This is a genomic window from Microcoleus harperi Pol14_C6 (genome assembly GCF_036701295.1).
GTDB lineage: Bacteria > Cyanobacteriota > Cyanobacteriia > Cyanobacteriales > Microcoleaceae > Microcoleus.
In genome coordinates, this window is the sequence record NZ_JAUBQN010000006.1 from 157,105 (window position 1) to 172,648 (window position 15,544).

Genomic DNA, 15,544 nt, shown 5'->3' on the forward strand with positions numbered 1-15,544 from the left:
TTAAGAACTTCCTAAGCGTCGGGCGCGGTTGTTATCAAAATTCAAACATTTTTCAGGCGGGCGAAGCGTAGCGGTGGGCGTTCCTTCCGCTACGGGTTCGCGCTCAGCACTTTACTAATTACAGTGCTCCGGCTGCTGTTTTGTCAAAAACTCCGCCGCTCAAATGAGTTGTGACATTCATCGCTTGTAATACCGGCAAACCATCGGGGCCGTGGGGATAATCAATCACGCTAACGGCTCCGTTTCCTTGTTTGAATTTCCAGAAATGTTCGGGTTCCAAACCGAATAGGTGGCAGAGAATTGCTTTGTTAATGGCATCGTGAGCAACGACAATCCCAGTACCAGAAACTGATTGTACGATTTCTCGCCAAGCTGCGATCGCCCTTTGCCAAACTTGCTGCAAATTCTCTCCTTCGGGCATTTGGACTTTTTCAGGAGATGTTTTCCATTCTTCGAGCAAACCCGGATAGGATTGTTCGATTTCTGATTCAAATTTTCCTTCCCAAAGTCCGTGGCTGATTTCTCTAAGTTCGTCGCGGAGTTCCAGTTGCAAACCGCCGTGGTATTTGAGAATAATTTCCGCAGTTTCTTTCGGGCGCAGCATCGAACTGCTAATCGCAAAATCTAATTTTACATCCTTGAGAAATTCTGCTGCCCGCCGGGATTGTTCGCGACCGTTATCGTTGAGAGGCACGTCAATCTGTCCTTGAAATTTACCTGCTTTATTCCAGTCTGTTTCGCCGTGACGCACCAACAACAATCGCGGGCCTTGGTGTCCGTCCCTCGGTTTGGGAAAAATTTCCCCGGTATGGGAAGTTAAATTCACCGACTCTAATTGAACTGCAATTTTCTTTTTTGGCTCTCCGAGTTCGTCGTTGGTAACAGGGGAAGGGCCAAAATTAATGACACTAATTCCGCAATTTGACTGTTGAATTGATTGATAGTAATCCGGGGTAATTTCCGACGCCGTGGCGATGAGAGCGCGGTTGATTCCGTTGTGACCTACTACTAGAATTGTGCCGTCCTGGTGGCGCGATAAAAGTTCTTGCCAAAAATGACGGGCGTTAGCAAAAATTGCCAATACGGGAAAGTGTTCGATGTCTCCGTCAGCAGATGGCAGTTTCATGGAAAATTTGTCTGGCTGTTTTTGCCACTGCTGATATGCTTCGGGGAATTTGTCGATCGCATCTTGGCGCAACATTCCTTCCCACAGAGGCAAATCGATTTCCATCAAATTATCGGTTGGCTGGAGTTGTGGCGGATTTGTCAAGCGCGACAGGATGATTTCCGCTGTTTCTTTGGCTCGTTGCAGGGGACTGGTATAGGCGGCATCAAAGGCGATACTGCTGAGTGTGTCGCCTACTTGCAGGGCGGTGTTGCGGCCTGCTTCTGTCAAAATTGATTTATCGAGGCGGCCTTGGATGCGGCGTTCTTGATTGTAGGTGCTTTTGCCGTGACGGACTAAGATAATGCGAGTCATTCGATTTTAGATTTTAGATTTTAGATTTTAGATTTAGCCTGCTACCCCGCTGCGGGTGCGCTGTACACACCTTACCCATACATGGCGGAGCGAGGATTTGTGGCGTAAGTCTTGTTGAGGCGAGTCAAAAAGATGAGCCAGTGAAATTTTACCAGTTGTCGGGATACTCTCGTCTGCAACGACCTATGATTAAAGACGGAAAAGATTTAGCCACGGATTCGCGCGGGACGGAAAAGCAGGAATGACACTGAAGCGGGTTATTTTAGGTATTTTAACGGCGATCGCGATCGCCCTGGTCGGTTTATCTTTACTTGCTAGTTGGAACCAGCCGCAAATTCAAAGCCGGCTGGAACTCTACCAGACAAATTTGCTGCTGCACGCCTCGGAGTGGCAGGGAGAAAATAATCAGAGTGTTAATTTAAGTTCGGCGCGCAACAATATTGTCGGTGCAGATCCTTTAAATACGGCTTTGACGCAATATCAAGAAGCGCGAGACTCGACTCGCAAAACTCTCGAAACAACTCAATCACAATTTAAAGGAATTCAGTCTGCCATCACCTCCAAGTCTGCTGATAATACTCTGAAATTGGCTCAAAACAAGGCTTTATCAGAGTCTATCGAGCAACAGTCAGCGCTGCTAAACGAACTTGACTTGCGCTTGGGAATTTTGCAGGTAAGCAGCGGTAAAACTGAGGCTGCGCTCCAAACTTGGACAAATTTAGTTGAGCGCTACAAAACTAAAATTGATGACGATTCTTCGGTGGTAACTGCTCAAGTTTTAAGGGGAATTTGGATCAATCCGGCTCAACTGCTGCCGGATGCCGAACCCCGCATTCAAAAGTCTTTGGATGGCTGGTTTCGCTATCGTGCTCTCGCTCAACTTTACAAGCTGCAAGAACGTTCTAAAGAGCTGGTGGCGCTGCAAGCAGCAGAGCAAGCAACGGCTGAACAAGCTATAGAAAAGTTGGCAATTGTGGTTGGGGTTCCGGCGATCGCACTTTTTATTGGCACGATTTTGCTGATTGGTTTGACCGTGCAGTGGCTGTTGCAGCGGCAGCAGTTAGAGACAGCAGGTTCCGGCCCGGTGTTGGCGCGAAATGCGAGCTTGACTTGGGATGTGCCTTGGGACGGCGAGATTGTTTGGCAGGTGCTTGTGGTCGGCTTTTTCTTTGTCGGGCAAATCTTGATTCCCTATTTGTTGCTGCCTGTTTCTCTGGCTGTTTTAAAACTCAATCCTGCTACTTTTGACGGGCGCGACAAGGCTTTTTATATCTTTGCTACTTATTTGTTGCTGTCGGCTGGGGGGCTTTCGGTACTGTATTTTTCGGTCAAGTCTTTTTTGCCTTTGCCGGAAGGTTGGTTTCGGACTAATTGGCGGGGAAATTGGTTTTTGTGGGGTTTGGGTGGCTATTTTGTGGCTTTGCCTTTGGTAGTTTTGGTGTCGCTGATCAATCAGCAATTTTGGCAGGGACAAGGCGGCAGTAATCCGATTTTGCCGATCGTTCTTGAAGGTAGGGACAACGTGGCTTTGGTGGTGTTTTTCGGCACTGCTGCGATCGCCGCTCCGGTTTTTGAGGAAATTGTGTTTCGAGGCTTTCTGCTGCCTTCTCTGACTCGCTATTTGCCTGTTTGGGGAGCGATCGCAGCTTCTGCTTTCTTGTTTGCTGTGGCTCACTTGAGTGTCTCTGAGATTCTGCCTTTGGCGACTTTGGGTGCGGTTTTGGGGTTTGTGTACACGCGATCGCGCAATCTCCTTGCTCCTATGCTTCTCCACAGTCTTTGGAATAGCGGTACTCTCCTGAGTCTGTTTCTTTTGGGGGGTGGCGCGAGTTAATTGGGGCGGTTGTTAATAATTGTGAATTAATCGAGTTTTTTTGAGAGCGATCGTCAAGGCGATCGACTCTTGCCAAAAACAGCACTAGGGTGTTCGGTGCGCCCCTGATATCTAGGTCGGTAAAATAACCGGAATTCATATAGGGGCGGGTTCACCCTAATCTGTAATATCAGCCACAGATCCAGATCGACGAGTCCAGGTTGCTTACTTGAGCGGAAAAACAGAGTTTAACATGGAAGTAATATCTTGTCGGCTGATGATTGAGAGAGTTACCCGGGCGATCGCACCAAACGGAAGTTGACAATCCGGCTAATTTATAGCTAAATTTTAATTTAGGATGAGGCTTAAACCCATGAGCAATTTGAACAGCCGCAACTTAGAGGGAACGCCGAGTTGGATGCGTTTCGCACCCTACGCAGCCTTGGGCATTTTAATATTTTCTCTCAATTCAGGCAGCGAACTCAATTATTTCTTGAGAGGCTACTTGGTGATTCTACAGGCTCAAGCCGGTATAGTTCTGCTGTATTTTGCGATGTCTAAGTTTCGCAAAAACCCAAATAAATGAGTAAAAATTAGTAAGATTACTTAGCTCGATCGTTCCAGCTCGCGCATTAAAAGTAGATCGCGGAAGTTAAAATAAAAAAACTGGGGAAAGTAAAAATGGTAAAAGATAAAACCGTAGCAGTTGTGTTAGCTTTCTTTGTTGGAGGTTTCGGAGTTCACAAATTTTATTTGGGCAATAACTTAGCAGGGGTATTATACTTGCTATTTTCTTGGACATTAATTCCGTCACTGATCGCATTTTTCGATTTTATCGGCCTACTGCTGATGTCGGAACAAGCTTTTCAGCTTCAGTACAATGGCGGCACGCTGCCGTCGGGGTATGCCCTCAGAGCGGCAAAAGATGTAACAGGGGCGATCGGCGAATTGAAAAAACTTTACGATATGGGCGCAATTACCGCCGAAGAATATGAAGAAAAACGCCAAAAACTGTTGCGAGAATTGTAATTAATAAGGAAGAAGGAAGAAGGAAGAAGGAAGAAGGAAGCCCACCCTTAAAAAAGTGGGAGTGAAATAAGAAAGTGTGAGATCACAACTATTGAAGGATAAAATTAAAGTGTCTCAAGATTTATACTGGCTGCGTCAAACTCCTAACTGGGTGTGGTATGCTTTTATTCCATACTTCGGTGGATTGGCGATCGCCTATGCAGGCCAAAAGTCAAATATTCGTAGTTGGATGGGATGGGGTGTTGCAATTACTTTAGCAGCACTAGCGGTATCTTCTTCAGCTAATTTGGGTACGATCGTTTGGATCGCTCAAATTGTTACTGCTTTTAGTTTGAAAAAGCGCTATCTGATCAAAACTGCACCCAGAGGTTTACTGGTTCCTGCAAGTGCAACAAATGCCGAAGAACTGGCAAACGTGCGCGGCAAAATAGATATTAACGAGTGTACCAAAGACGATATGGTCAGAATATTGGGTTTGCCGATCGTCTACGCCAACGATATTGAATCTTTGCAAAACGAAGGCTACATTTTTACCCACGCCGAAGAGTTATCAGAAATAGCCGGAGTTCCCGAAAGCCACGTCAGACGCATCGCCCCGATGATTTGCTTCAGCTACAATTATCAAAAAGAATTGCAGTTTACTTGGAAACGGTTAAATATCCTTTCGCCGGAAGAGTTGATTGCCAGCGGGTTAGATCGGATTGTTGCCGAAAAAATAGTTAGAGAAAGGCAGAGAAAAGGCGCTTACAAATCAGTTGTGGAAGTTAAGCGGCGGACGGGACTGCCTTTTGATTCATACCGCCATATTTGTTAATTTGCAGTTGTTACCACGAACAGCTTATGACAACAAAATTAGAAGTTAACGGACAAAAAATGTATGATACAGATTACCTCAGATAGAGAGAAACCAGTTTGGCAAAGTTGCGGGTTCGCGACTTTTCAAACATCAACTGGGAAAATCTGATTGCAGAAATAGAAGACATGGGGCGAAGTGAACGCCGGAGTTGAGAGAGTAATTTGGTGGTAATTCTCCGGGACTTGCTTAAGTGGCAATTTCAACCAGATCAAAGAAGGGGTAGCATATCTAAAAATCTGAAATCTCAAATCTCAAATCTCAAATCGATTGACTTTCTGCCAGAGGAAATGATTCAACGGTAGCATGGCTAAAAAGCTCGATCGCCTCCTGGTAATTGACATTAAATGCACCTGCTGGCAAAAATCTCCCCCAGAAGGCGGACTCAGCGAAATTATAAAAAAAAGTATTTATCCTCTTGACATTTACACAAAATAATGATATCTCAGTATATTGTGAAACTCCTACTTTTTCCTAGCATCAACTCCAAGCCCGGGTAAGTTTTCAAGAATCTGTCTTAAATATCAGTGGTATCCTATCAGAATTATTATTGAAACGCAGAACGACACAATAGTAGCAGAACCGCTAACATCACACTTATGTCTGACTCTACTCCATCCCAAATCTCCCCAGAAGCTGCACCGGAAAGTGCTGCTACCGAAAACCGCAGTGCCAAAACTCGGCAACTGTTGGGCATGAAAGGGGCCGCTAGCGGGGAAACTTCTATCTGGAAGATTCGCTTGCAATTGATGAAACCGATTACCTGGATTCCCTTAATTTGGGGCGTGGTGTGCGGGGCGGCGTCTTCTGGAAACTATGTTTGGAACCTAGAAAATTTCTTGATCGCAGCAGCTTGTATGTTGATGTCAGGGCCGTTGCTGGCCGGGTACACTCAAACTTTGAATGATTTTTACGATCGCGACATTGACGCCATTAACGAGCCCTACCGTCCAATTCCCTCCGGTATCATCTCGATTCCGCAAGTAGTAACGCAAATTTTGGTATTATTAGCCGCTGGTATTGGGGTGGCTTATGCTCTAGACTTGTGGGCGGGTCATGAATTCCCGATAATGACTGTTTTGACTCTCGGCGGCGCGTTTCTAGCTTACATCTACTCTGCGCCCCCGCTGAAACTCAAGCAGAATGGCTGGTTGGGAAATTATGCCCTGGGTGCTAGCTACATTGCCCTGCCTTGGTGGGCGGGTCAAGCTTTGTTTGGTACACTAGATCCCACCATTATGATATTGACCCTGTTTTACAGTTTGGCAGGGCTGGGGATTGCGATCGTCAACGATTTCAAAAGTGTTGAAGGCGATCGGCAATTAGGGTTAAAATCTTTGCCAGTGATGTTTGGAATCACCACCGCAGCTTGGATTTGCGTGTTGATGATCGACATCTTTCAAGCTGGGATTGCAGGCTACCTGATCAGCATCCACCAAAACCTTTACGCTGTCATTCTGCTGCTGCTGATAATTCCCCAAATTACTTTTCAGGATATGTACTTTTTGCGTAATCCCCTTGAAAATGATGTTAAATATCAGGCAAGTGCTCAGCCTTTCCTGGTTTTGGGTATGCTGGTAGCAGCCTTGGCACTGGGTCATGCGAGTTAAGCAGAGTTGTGAGGTTTGAGTTAAAAAATTTTGAATTCAAAAAATCTAATTCACTTCTCAAAAAAATACCAAGCTCTGCAGCGTTAAGAAAAGTTTTGAATTTTGAGTGGTGAATTAAAAAGTTTTTAATTCAAAAAACCTAATTCAAGGCAGCGTGTTATTCAATAAAAAATGTCGAATTAAAAATTAAGAATTGAAGAAAGCTAGCTTTTTAAATTTTTAATTTTTAATCGGACTTGATGAGGTTTGAAGGTCTGAACGTGGCAGAATTTTTCTCAAATATCAAAGATACATTGAGCAAAGTCACTAACGCAATAAGCGGTAATTCCGATCGAGAACCGCCCAAGGCTGCGAAGGGCAATAAGCTCAACTCGCCGGAATCCGAGGCGCAATTTTATACACAGACAAGGGATGAGCGAGCCGAGTATGTGGTATCAGAAGATGCTGCACCTCCAGAAGAGTCAGAATATTTAGAGTCAGATTATTTAGAGCCAGAATACGCTCGATATCCAATAGTCAAGCGCGATTGGGAAGGATTGAAGCGCTTAATTGCTTGGTTGGAAATTGAACCTCAAGTTACCAGCTTGCAAACTAAGGGAAAAGAATTGTTGCAGCCGGGATTAAGTTTGCTCGGAACTAAATCACCCCAAAAATCCGATAGTAGCGAATTTTCGGAAAATAGCGAATCGCAGAACACCCAACTGCCGATAAATACCGCACTACAGGAAAATAGCGCACCGCAGGAAAATACTAAAAAACGTGTCCCCCGCCGTCCTAGATTTTGGATAAGTTTAGGTGTTGCCAGTATCAGTGGGGGCGCTTTAATCTACTGCTTATGGATTTTGTACACCTTAGACAAAGGTTTGCCGGATGTTAACGATTTGTCAGCCTTTAACCGCGACGGAACGCTGACAATTAAGGCTGCAGATAATACGATTTTGTTGCAGTCTGGCCCGGCAACTAGAGATAAACTGAAACTTCAAGAAATTCCCGAATTGTTGGTTAAAGCTTTTATTTCCATAGAAGACCGCCGTTTTTACAAACATCGCGGGGTGGATTATCAAGGTATTGTGCGCTCGATTGTTTCTAACTTGATAGAAAGAGATTTAGTGCAGGGTGGCAGTACAATTACGCAACAATTGGCTCGCGTTGTTTTTCTTAATCAGGAAAGAAGTATTAGGCGGAAAGTCCGGGAAGCTCTTTTAGCTCAAAAAATAGAGCGAGAGTTGAGTAAAGACCAAGTTTTAGAACGATATTTAAATCTAGTTTATTTGGGTTCGGATGCTTACGGGGTGGCAGATGCGGCTTGGGTTTTCTTTAGCAAAACAGTCGATAAATTAAATTTGGCAGAAATGGCAACTTTGGCGGGTTTGCCACCGGCACCGAGCGAATATTCGCCTTTGGTTAATCCGGATATGGCTAAGAAACGCCGCAATATTGTGCTGCAACAAATGCAGGAAGCGAAGGTAATTACAGAGGTTCAGGCGAAGGAGGCGATGGCGGAACCTATGGCGGTTAAACCAAGTGCGCCGAAGCGATTTAAAGTAGTCGCGCCTTATTTTGCTAGTTACATTCGCAAGGAATTGCCGCGCTATGTTTCTAAAGATGCTTTGGAAGCTGGCGGTTTGACTGTTGAGACGACGGTGAATTTGAAGTGGCAGAAAATAGCGGAAGAGGTTGTTAAAAATGCGATCGAAGTTGATGGCCGCCGTCAGGGTTTTGAACAGGCCGCTTTAGTTTCTATGGATACTAAGACTGGGGAAGTTAAGGCCCTGGTGGGTGGCGGAAATTTTAAGGAAAGTCAGTTTAACCGTGCTACGCAGGCTTTGCGGCAGCCCGGATCGACGTTTAAAGGGTTGGTTTATGCAGCAGCGATGGCGGCTGGTTTTTCTCCCTATGACAGTTACGAAGACGAACCAATTATTATCGACGGGTATCAACCGAATAATTATGGCAAAAAATTTAGCGGTTGGCGATCGATCTCGGATGCTTTGACGAGTTCGGTGAATGTCGTAGCTGTGAAGGTGTTGATGGATGTGGGGTTTGAACCGGCGATAAAATTAGCCAACGATATGGGGATTAAGTCTAAATTGAGTCCGATTTATTCCCTGGCTTTGGGTTCTTCAGAGGTAAATTTGCTGGAGTTGACCAATGCTTACGGTACTTTAGCATCGCAAGGAAATTTTATTGAAGCCCACGGCATTAAGCGGGTGATTAATCAGCGGGGAAATGTGATTTATCAGGCTAATTTTAAACCGAAGCGGGTTTTGGATAAGGATAGTGCTGCGATTACTACTTGGATGTTGGAGGGCGTTGTGCAAGACGGTACGGGGGGGCCTGCTGCGTTAAACGATCGCGCTGTAGCAGGCAAAACTGGTACTTCGGAAAACGTGCGGGATTTGTGGTTTATTGGTTACATTCCACAGGTGGTGACTGGGATTTGGCTGGGGAATGATGACAATTATCCGACTTGGGGAACTAGCGGTACGGCGGCCTACAATTGGCGCGATTTTATGAGTCAAGCTGTTAAGGGAATGCCGGTAGAGAAGTTTCCAAAGTTGCCGCAGTTGGAGGGCCGCAAAGGCAGTATTAAGGCCAAACCGGTGCAGCCTCATAAGATTATTAGGGGGATGATTGTGAATGAGGATGGTGCGATCGTACCGTACAATCCTAATCCTGAACCGAAGTATTACCCACCGCAAGAACCTGCTTATCAAGAGCCTGCTTATCAAGAGCCTGCTTATCAAGAGCCTGCTTATCAAGAGCCTGCTTATCAAGAACCGGGATATTAAGCTATCGCTTTGGAGTAAGGAGTTTACTGATTTTTCAAGTGCTTTAGCCTCACCATAAAAAAGCCGTCCATGTGATGTCTGTGCGGCCAAACTTTCACCCATCCTTCGGGTGATGGCTGTACGGGTAAATCAATTGTTGGCCGTTCGATTTGCCAGTGAGGATTGCTGTCTAAGAACGATCGAATAACTGTTTCATTTTCCAAGGGATGAATTGTGCAAGTTGCATAAACTAATACGCCGCCGGACTTGACAAATGTCGCTGCATTTGCTAATAATTCCGATTGCAATTGGGATTGTGTTTGAATGTTTTCGGGCGTGTGGCGCCAGCGGGCGTCGGCGCGGCGGTGGAGGGTTCCGAGGCCAGAACAAGGTGCGTCTAGTAAAACTCTGTCTGCGAGGTTAACAAACTCTGGGAAATAGCGGCTGTCTCCGGTATGAATTTTAATGGATTTCATCTGGAGTCTGTCTGCATTTTCTTTAAGTTTTTTGAGTCTGCTGGCGGTTTTGTCGCAGGCATAAATAGTGCCTTTATCCTGCATTAATTCGGCGCTGTGGGTGGTTTTTCCCCCGGGCGCGGCGCAGGCGTCGATGATAGTTTCCCCAGGCTGCGGCGCTAGTAAATGGGTGACTAATTGAGCGCTGCTGTCTTGGATTGTCCACCAACCTTCGCTGTATCCGGGGAGGTTTTGAATGGCGCCGATGCTGCCATTTAGTCTTAATGCTTGTGGCAAGTGTGGGATTCTGCTAACGCTGATCTTTTGGGATTTGAAGGCGGTTTCAATTTCGGCGATCGAGCTTTTTAAAGGATTGATTCTCAGGTCAATTGTGGGGGATTGGTTGAACCATTCACACAGTTGTTCGGTTTCGGTTTCGCCTATTTGTTCGATCCACAATTTCACCAGCCATTCGGGGAAGCTGTGCAAAATTCCTAGGCGTTCAACGGTTGATTTATAATTAGTAACTGTTAATGGGTTTAAGTCGTTATCTGTTAAACGGATGTATTGGCGCAACAAACCGTTGACAAAACTGCTGAGTCCAGAAAAGCCGTTTTCTTTTGCTAGTTGAACGGTGGTGTTGACGGCGGCGGAGGGGGGAATCTGGTTTAGATATTCGAGTTGATATAAGCCTAAATGTAGGATGGTGCGAAGTTCTGGCGGTTGTTGGGAGGATTTCTTTGTGGCTAGTTTGTCGATGATGAAGTCGATCGATCGCATTCTCCTGACGCTACCGTAAACTAATTCTGTGACTAAACGCCGATCGAGGTCGTTGAGTTGAGAATTGCTGAAAGCGCGATCGAGTGCGGCATCTGCGAATGCACCGCGGCGGTGGACTTCACGGAGTGCGAGAAAGGCTATTTGGCGGGGATTTTGCATAGTTGGTTGCTTATATGTCAAGTTATTATAGGTTGTTTGAGGATTGAAAATAAAAAATAGAAATCACGGCGATTGAACTCGCATCTATACAAACAAAGATAAGACGGCGATTGAAATCGCGCCTATACAAACGATATCCGCCTCTGTGGAGGGAAGAAAATAACCCGGTTTTAACCCCCCGGTCTTTTTTGTTCAAATTTCGTCGGGATTGATGCCCATTTCTCGCAATTTTTGGGATAGGCGATCGGCTTTTTGCTGTGCTAACTCTTTATCTTGCCGTTCTTGTTCCATTTGTTGCTGTGTTAGTTCCATTTGTCGTTGTGCTGATTCCTGTTGTCTTGACAACTCCACATAAGACAAAAACTTCTGTCCATCAGGCCGATAAATTTCCAAGTCTCCCGATGCAGTTTGAAAACGGATCTGCAAACGCGGACTCACCCAACCATCCATTAATTCAATATAGTTTAGTTTTCCATCAGAACGCAGCCAACCAATTAATTCATTATCCTCTGGACTGTAAACATAATATTCTTCGACTCCATAATCCTGGTAGAAATTAAACAGCTTAAACAGTTCTCCGATTCGATTTCCCGGCGAGAGGATTTCAAAGACAACTTGCGGGGCGATATTATCTTCCAGCCACTGTTGGTAGGAGCCTCTGTAACCTTTCGGTCTGCCAAAAACTACCATTGTATCAGGTGCTTGGCGAGTTTTGTTATCGCCTTCGACGGGATACCACAGCAAGTCACCGGCTACAAAGACATTTTCGTTGTCTTTGTATAAGGCATCTATTCCGCCTTGAATGGTGACAATTAGTTCAAACTGTTTGGTATTGTCTGACATGGGTTTGCCGTCGCTGTCTGGGTAGATGATTCCTGCTGAGGTTTTAGTTGGAATTGTTGCGGTCATGGGGATGAGTCCTTGGCTAGTATCATCAATTTCTATTTTATACCTATTTTATAGGACTTACTCACGGGGCCGAGAAACCTGTTTTTTTACGAAAATACTTCGTTCGTACTCGAAGATTAGGTAAAAAACCAGGTTTCTTTGTGGGAGTGCATAAGTCCTGTTTTACTTATTCGGGTTTGGTTGACACCAATGGTTCTAATAAATTGCGTTCTTCGATGGGAAGTTCTAACAAAACTCGTCTGTCGCCCTTTGTTTCCTTATAGCGGACAGCCGCATTCAGCAGGCGGATGGGAATTTGGAATTCTTCGTACTTGCTGGTTAGTTTTTGCCACAATTCTAACCAAGTGCGTGCAGTTTTGTCGCTTACCATTTCTGACATTAGCGCGGGGATATTTCGCACAATTCCCTGTCCTAAGACTGAGAGATATTCATGCTTTTCGTAAACTGCAATCAGGCTGGCGATGCGATTTTTCCATATCGCTGCATCGTGCGTGTTTGCGAACAGGTTGCTGGTAATTAACTTGGCATCATCTGCCTCAGCTTCATCGTCGGGTTCAAAGCGTTGGAATGCGTCGTCTAAGGCGGCGATACCTTCATCCCAACGATTTAATCCGAGAATAGCAATAGCTCGGTTGAAGAAGACATATGAAGATTGCTCACCAAGTTCGATCGCTTTATGGCAAGATGCTAAGGCTTCTTCATAGCGTTCGAGGTTGCTGAGTACATCGCCTCGAAGTGTCCAAGCCAAGTGAAGATTGGCATCTAGTTCGATCACGCGATCGTAAGATACTAAGGCTTCATCATAGCGTTCGAGGTTGCTGAGTACATAGCCTCGAAGTGCCCAAACCCACCGATAATTGGCATCTAGTTCGAGCGCGCGATCAAAGGATAGTAAGGCTTCATCATAGCGTTCGAGGTTGTAGAGTACATCCCCTCGCTTAGCCCAAGCCCACAGATAATTGGCATCTAGTTCGAGCGCGCGATCAAAGGATACTAAGGCTTCATCGTAGCGTTTGAGGTTGCTGAGTACACCGCCTCGAAGTGCCCAAGCCCACAGATAATTGGCATCTAGTTCGAGCGCGCGATCAAAGGATACTAAGGCTTCATCGTAGCGTTGGAGGTTGTCGAGTACATCCCCTCGCTGAACCCAAGCCCACGGCTCATTATCGTCAAGTTCGAGGGCCCAATCGTAAGATTCTAAGGCTTCTTCATAGCGTTCGAGGTTGTTGAGTACATCACCTCGCATACGCCAAGCCCACTGATAATTGGCATCTAGTTCGAGCGCCCTATCGTAAGATTCTAAAGCTTCTTCATAGCGTTTGAGGTTGTCGAGTACATCGCCTCTACTAGCCCAATCCCACGGCTCATTGTCGTCAAGTTCGAGCGCCCGATCAAAGGATACTAAGGCTTCTTCATAGCGTTTGAGGTTGTAGAGCACACCACCTCGTAAAGCCCAAGCCGACTGATCATTGGCATCTAGTTCGATCACGCGATCGTAAGATTCTAAGGCTTCATCGTAGCGTTCCAGGCTATGTAAACAGCGTCCCTTTTCCGACCAATCCTTTGCCTCACCCCGACTTGCTACCAATTTTTCCGCATATGCTAAAGCCGAAACATAGTCTTTCTGTTCGATACAATTTCCAATTTCATCAAAATAAGCCTTCAGACGCGGGTCTTCCTCATTTCTCTCAATAGCCTCAAGCGCCCGCGTATAATATTCTCGTTCCATCACAGCATCAGGTGGAATCGGTTTCAAACCTGGCCAATACATAAAATGACTTTCTTTCTCCGCCAAATCAACATCCGCCATCCTCAATCCCAATCGCTGCAGCAATTCTTTCCGTGTATACAAAACCCGAATAAAATCCACAATTAATCGAATCGGTTGATTTCGCTGCTTCTTTACCTCCAGACAAAAACGCATCAATGGTTCCCGCAATTCATACCACGATTCCCGTCCTATTTCTTCAGTTTTTACATAACCCTTATCTCGCAAATCTTTAAGTTGGCTAGATACAGTTCGCTGCTCAATAAAACAGCGTTTAGCAATTTGTTTTACTGGTGCGGCACCACCTCGATCGCACAAAAAGTCAACTATCTTTCGCTGCTGATTTGAAAGATATTTCATCCGATCCTGATAGTAGGGCGTGAGGCTGTCCAGCATTTCCATGAACGGTTCTACCAATTTATCGAGCGATTCAGGTGTCATCAGAAAAGCCGAAAAAACAATGTAGACGCGAGGACTGCCACCAGAAAGGTAATGCACAACTTTAATGCGATCGCGCCCTGTGGGACTTTGAATAAAAGATGCTAAATCATTATTTCCTTCTAACGTGGCAATATGATTTAATAAAGCTACAGCATCATCGAGCTTAAACTCATCTAATTCATGTAAATCAAAAAAGCCATAAAAAGGATTATTAGAGAGCTTGACTCCATCAAACAAGCTTTGTGATGTTGCCAAAATTGTCAAAAACGAATAATTTTTAATGTACGCCATCAACTGCTTCTGCCCGAAATCCCCCAACCCGCTAAACACGTCCTCTAAATTTTCGACAATCAACAACAGCACCCGCTTGCCAACAAAGTCTCTCAGCAATTCTGCGGCCTTAAATTCAGCTTGCTCCGGCGACAAATCATAAAGCTTTTCAACATCATCATGTAACTCAGCTTCATATGCTGCCGGATATTCTTTAGCAATTGCCCGGAATATTCCCCGCAATAAATCCAAAAAAGATGCAATCCCCCATTCCTCTTCTTGCAGCCACGCAATTAGCAATTTATCCCGCAAATCTTCCATCTTAGCTACGCGATGATAAATCAGTGAAACCAAGTGCGTTTTGCCAATGCCGCGCGGCCCTATTAGCAGTTGAAAATGCTTGTTATCTGTTAAGGCGCTCTCCCGAATTAGCTCTACTAAATTTTCTGCCAGTGCGTGACGCTGTACTAAGATAGCTTCCAGGGTTTCTGGTGACATCAAGCTAGGAGTAAATCGAGAGATAAATGTATTTTTCATAATATCTATTGGGTTTAACTGGTTCCCCGGCTGTGCCTGGGAACCGATATCTAGAGGCTCTGCCTCGTCGGTTGCGGAAGAAAACAGGAGGCAGAGCATCCGGCTCGGCCTGGGGACGCCGATCCGGGAAGGAGAAAATGCTTGTTAGACAAGGCTTTGATAGTTAATACGTCTAATTTACCATAGGTTTAAATAAATATACGTTATTTCTGTTGTATATTTTTCAAAGCAGTGTTAGACTGCCCTTAACAAGCAAACAAGCGCCCCTAGTTTTTACTAGAGACGCTTTCGATCGCTTGTTTTTTTCAGAGCGACTGGCGGCCACCAGAAACGCTCGTCAATTTCCCATTTTTATGGTCTTTGTACAGACCTAGGAGTTTATATGTCTGATTTTAGCACCAAGCAAGTCATTCTGGTTTCTACTGCTCCAACTGATTCGGCAACACCGCCTGAAACTGGAGGTTTCATGCCTTTACTGATGTACGGAGGAGTTGCAGTAGCCGTGATTATTGCAATGGCTTACTTTTCCCAAACATTGCTCAACTCAATTACTCAGTTGACCAAAACCCTGAACAAAAAACACAAATAATCACTGGTTCCCTGGTTCCCAGGCACAGCCGGGGAACCGATATCCAGAGGCTCTGCCTCGCAAGTCTTAGACTCGCGGAA

Annotated in this window: 12 protein-coding genes; 8 read left to right on the forward strand and 4 right to left on the reverse strand. The window is 45.3% G+C overall.

The window, feature by feature from the left end:
* Positions 1-118: 118 nt before the first annotated feature.
* Positions 119-1,480 (reverse strand): histidine phosphatase family protein, encoded by a 1,362-nt coding sequence (locus QUA27_RS07255; RefSeq protein ID WP_333067197.1) that lies wholly within the window; start codon positions 1,478-1,480, stop codon positions 119-121.
* A 241-nt stretch (positions 1,481-1,721) separates the two neighbouring features.
* Here QUA27_RS07255 and QUA27_RS07260 point away from each other — a divergent pair, with 241 nt between their 5' ends.
* The 7 genes from QUA27_RS07260 (at position 1,722) to QUA27_RS07290 (ending at position 9,577) form a co-directional block, all read left to right on the forward strand.
* Positions 1,722-3,314 (forward strand): CPBP family intramembrane glutamic endopeptidase, encoded by a 1,593-nt coding sequence (locus tag QUA27_RS07260; RefSeq protein ID WP_333067198.1) that lies wholly within the window; start codon positions 1,722-1,724, stop codon positions 3,312-3,314.
* A gap of 352 nt (positions 3,315-3,666) precedes the next feature.
* Positions 3,667-3,879 (forward strand): hypothetical protein, encoded by a 213-nt coding sequence (locus tag QUA27_RS07265; protein ID WP_333067199.1) that lies wholly within the window; start codon positions 3,667-3,669, stop codon positions 3,877-3,879.
* A 95-nt stretch (positions 3,880-3,974) separates the two neighbouring features.
* Entirely contained in the window at positions 3,975-4,322 is a 348-nt protein-coding gene (locus QUA27_RS07270; RefSeq protein ID WP_333067200.1) for an NINE protein, read from the forward strand.
* Positions 4,323-4,431: 109 nt separating this feature from the next.
* A complete protein-coding gene (locus QUA27_RS07275; protein ID WP_333067201.1) occupies positions 4,432-5,136 on the forward strand; it encodes a helix-hairpin-helix domain-containing protein in 705 nt (234 codons plus the stop codon).
* A 98-nt stretch (positions 5,137-5,234) separates the two neighbouring features.
* Entirely contained in the window at positions 5,235-5,330 is a 96-nt protein-coding gene (locus tag QUA27_RS07280; protein ID WP_333067202.1) for a DUF29 family protein, read from the forward strand.
* Between the two features lie 444 nt (positions 5,331-5,774).
* Positions 5,775-6,785 (forward strand): chlorophyll synthase ChlG, encoded by a 1,011-nt coding sequence (gene chlG / locus QUA27_RS07285; protein ID WP_333067203.1) that lies wholly within the window; start codon positions 5,775-5,777, stop codon positions 6,783-6,785.
* 239 nt (positions 6,786-7,024) lie between these two features.
* Complete coding sequence (locus QUA27_RS07290; RefSeq protein ID WP_333067249.1) at positions 7,025-9,577, forward strand: transglycosylase domain-containing protein; 2,553 nt, start codon at positions 7,025-7,027, stop codon at positions 9,575-9,577.
* Positions 9,578-9,600: 23 nt separating this feature from the next.
* On the opposite strand, the gene QUA27_RS07295 is transcribed toward QUA27_RS07290, so the two are convergent.
* The 3 genes from QUA27_RS07295 to QUA27_RS07305 all read right to left on the reverse strand — a co-directional run bounded on the left by QUA27_RS07295 (position 9,601) and on the right by QUA27_RS07305 (position 14,875).
* Entirely contained in the window at positions 9,601-10,950 is a 1,350-nt protein-coding gene (locus QUA27_RS07295; protein ID WP_333067204.1) for a 16S rRNA (cytosine(967)-C(5))-methyltransferase, read from the reverse strand.
* Between the two features lie 192 nt (positions 10,951-11,142).
* Positions 11,143-11,859, reverse strand: a complete 717-nt coding sequence (locus QUA27_RS07300) for a Uma2 family endonuclease (protein WP_333067205.1) — start codon at positions 11,857-11,859, stop codon at positions 11,143-11,145.
* 166 nt (positions 11,860-12,025) lie between these two features.
* Complete coding sequence (locus tag QUA27_RS07305; protein WP_333067206.1) at positions 12,026-14,875, reverse strand: tetratricopeptide repeat protein; 2,850 nt, start codon at positions 14,873-14,875, stop codon at positions 12,026-12,028.
* A gap of 382 nt (positions 14,876-15,257) precedes the next feature.
* Between QUA27_RS07305 and QUA27_RS07310 the strand changes: the two genes are divergently transcribed.
* Positions 15,258-15,464 carry a hypothetical protein gene (locus QUA27_RS07310; RefSeq protein ID WP_333067207.1) on the forward strand — a complete coding sequence of 69 codons (207 nt, stop codon included), beginning with the start codon at positions 15,258-15,260 and terminating at the stop codon, positions 15,462-15,464.
* Positions 15,465-15,544 lie beyond the last annotated feature (80 nt).

Bases quoted from the DNA above. Each gene is read 5' to 3' on its own strand.
- QUA27_RS07295 (WP_333067204.1), bottom strand. From the start codon at position 10,950: ATGCAAAATCCCCGCCAAATAGCCTTTCTCGCACTCCGTGAAGTCCAC.
- QUA27_RS07305 (WP_333067206.1), bottom strand. From the start codon at position 14,875: ATGAAAAATACATTTATCTCTCGATTTACTCCTAGCTTGATGTCACCA.
- QUA27_RS07260 (WP_333067198.1), top strand. From the start codon at position 1,722: ATGACACTGAAGCGGGTTATTTTAGGTATTTTAACGGCGATCGCGATC.
- QUA27_RS07290 (WP_333067249.1), top strand. From the start codon at position 7,025: ATGAGGTTTGAAGGTCTGAACGTGGCAGAATTTTTCTCAAATATCAAA.
- chlG (WP_333067203.1), top strand. From the start codon at position 5,775: ATGTCTGACTCTACTCCATCCCAAATCTCCCCAGAAGCTGCACCGGAA.
- QUA27_RS07310 (WP_333067207.1), top strand. From the start codon at position 15,258: ATGTCTGATTTTAGCACCAAGCAAGTCATTCTGGTTTCTACTGCTCCA.
- QUA27_RS07255 (WP_333067197.1), bottom strand. From the start codon at position 1,480: ATGACTCGCATTATCTTAGTCCGTCACGGCAAAAGCACCTACAATCAA.
- QUA27_RS07265 (WP_333067199.1), top strand. From the start codon at position 3,667: ATGAGCAATTTGAACAGCCGCAACTTAGAGGGAACGCCGAGTTGGATG.
- QUA27_RS07270 (WP_333067200.1), top strand. From the start codon at position 3,975: ATGGTAAAAGATAAAACCGTAGCAGTTGTGTTAGCTTTCTTTGTTGGA.
- QUA27_RS07300 (WP_333067205.1), bottom strand. From the start codon at position 11,859: ATGACCGCAACAATTCCAACTAAAACCTCAGCAGGAATCATCTACCCA.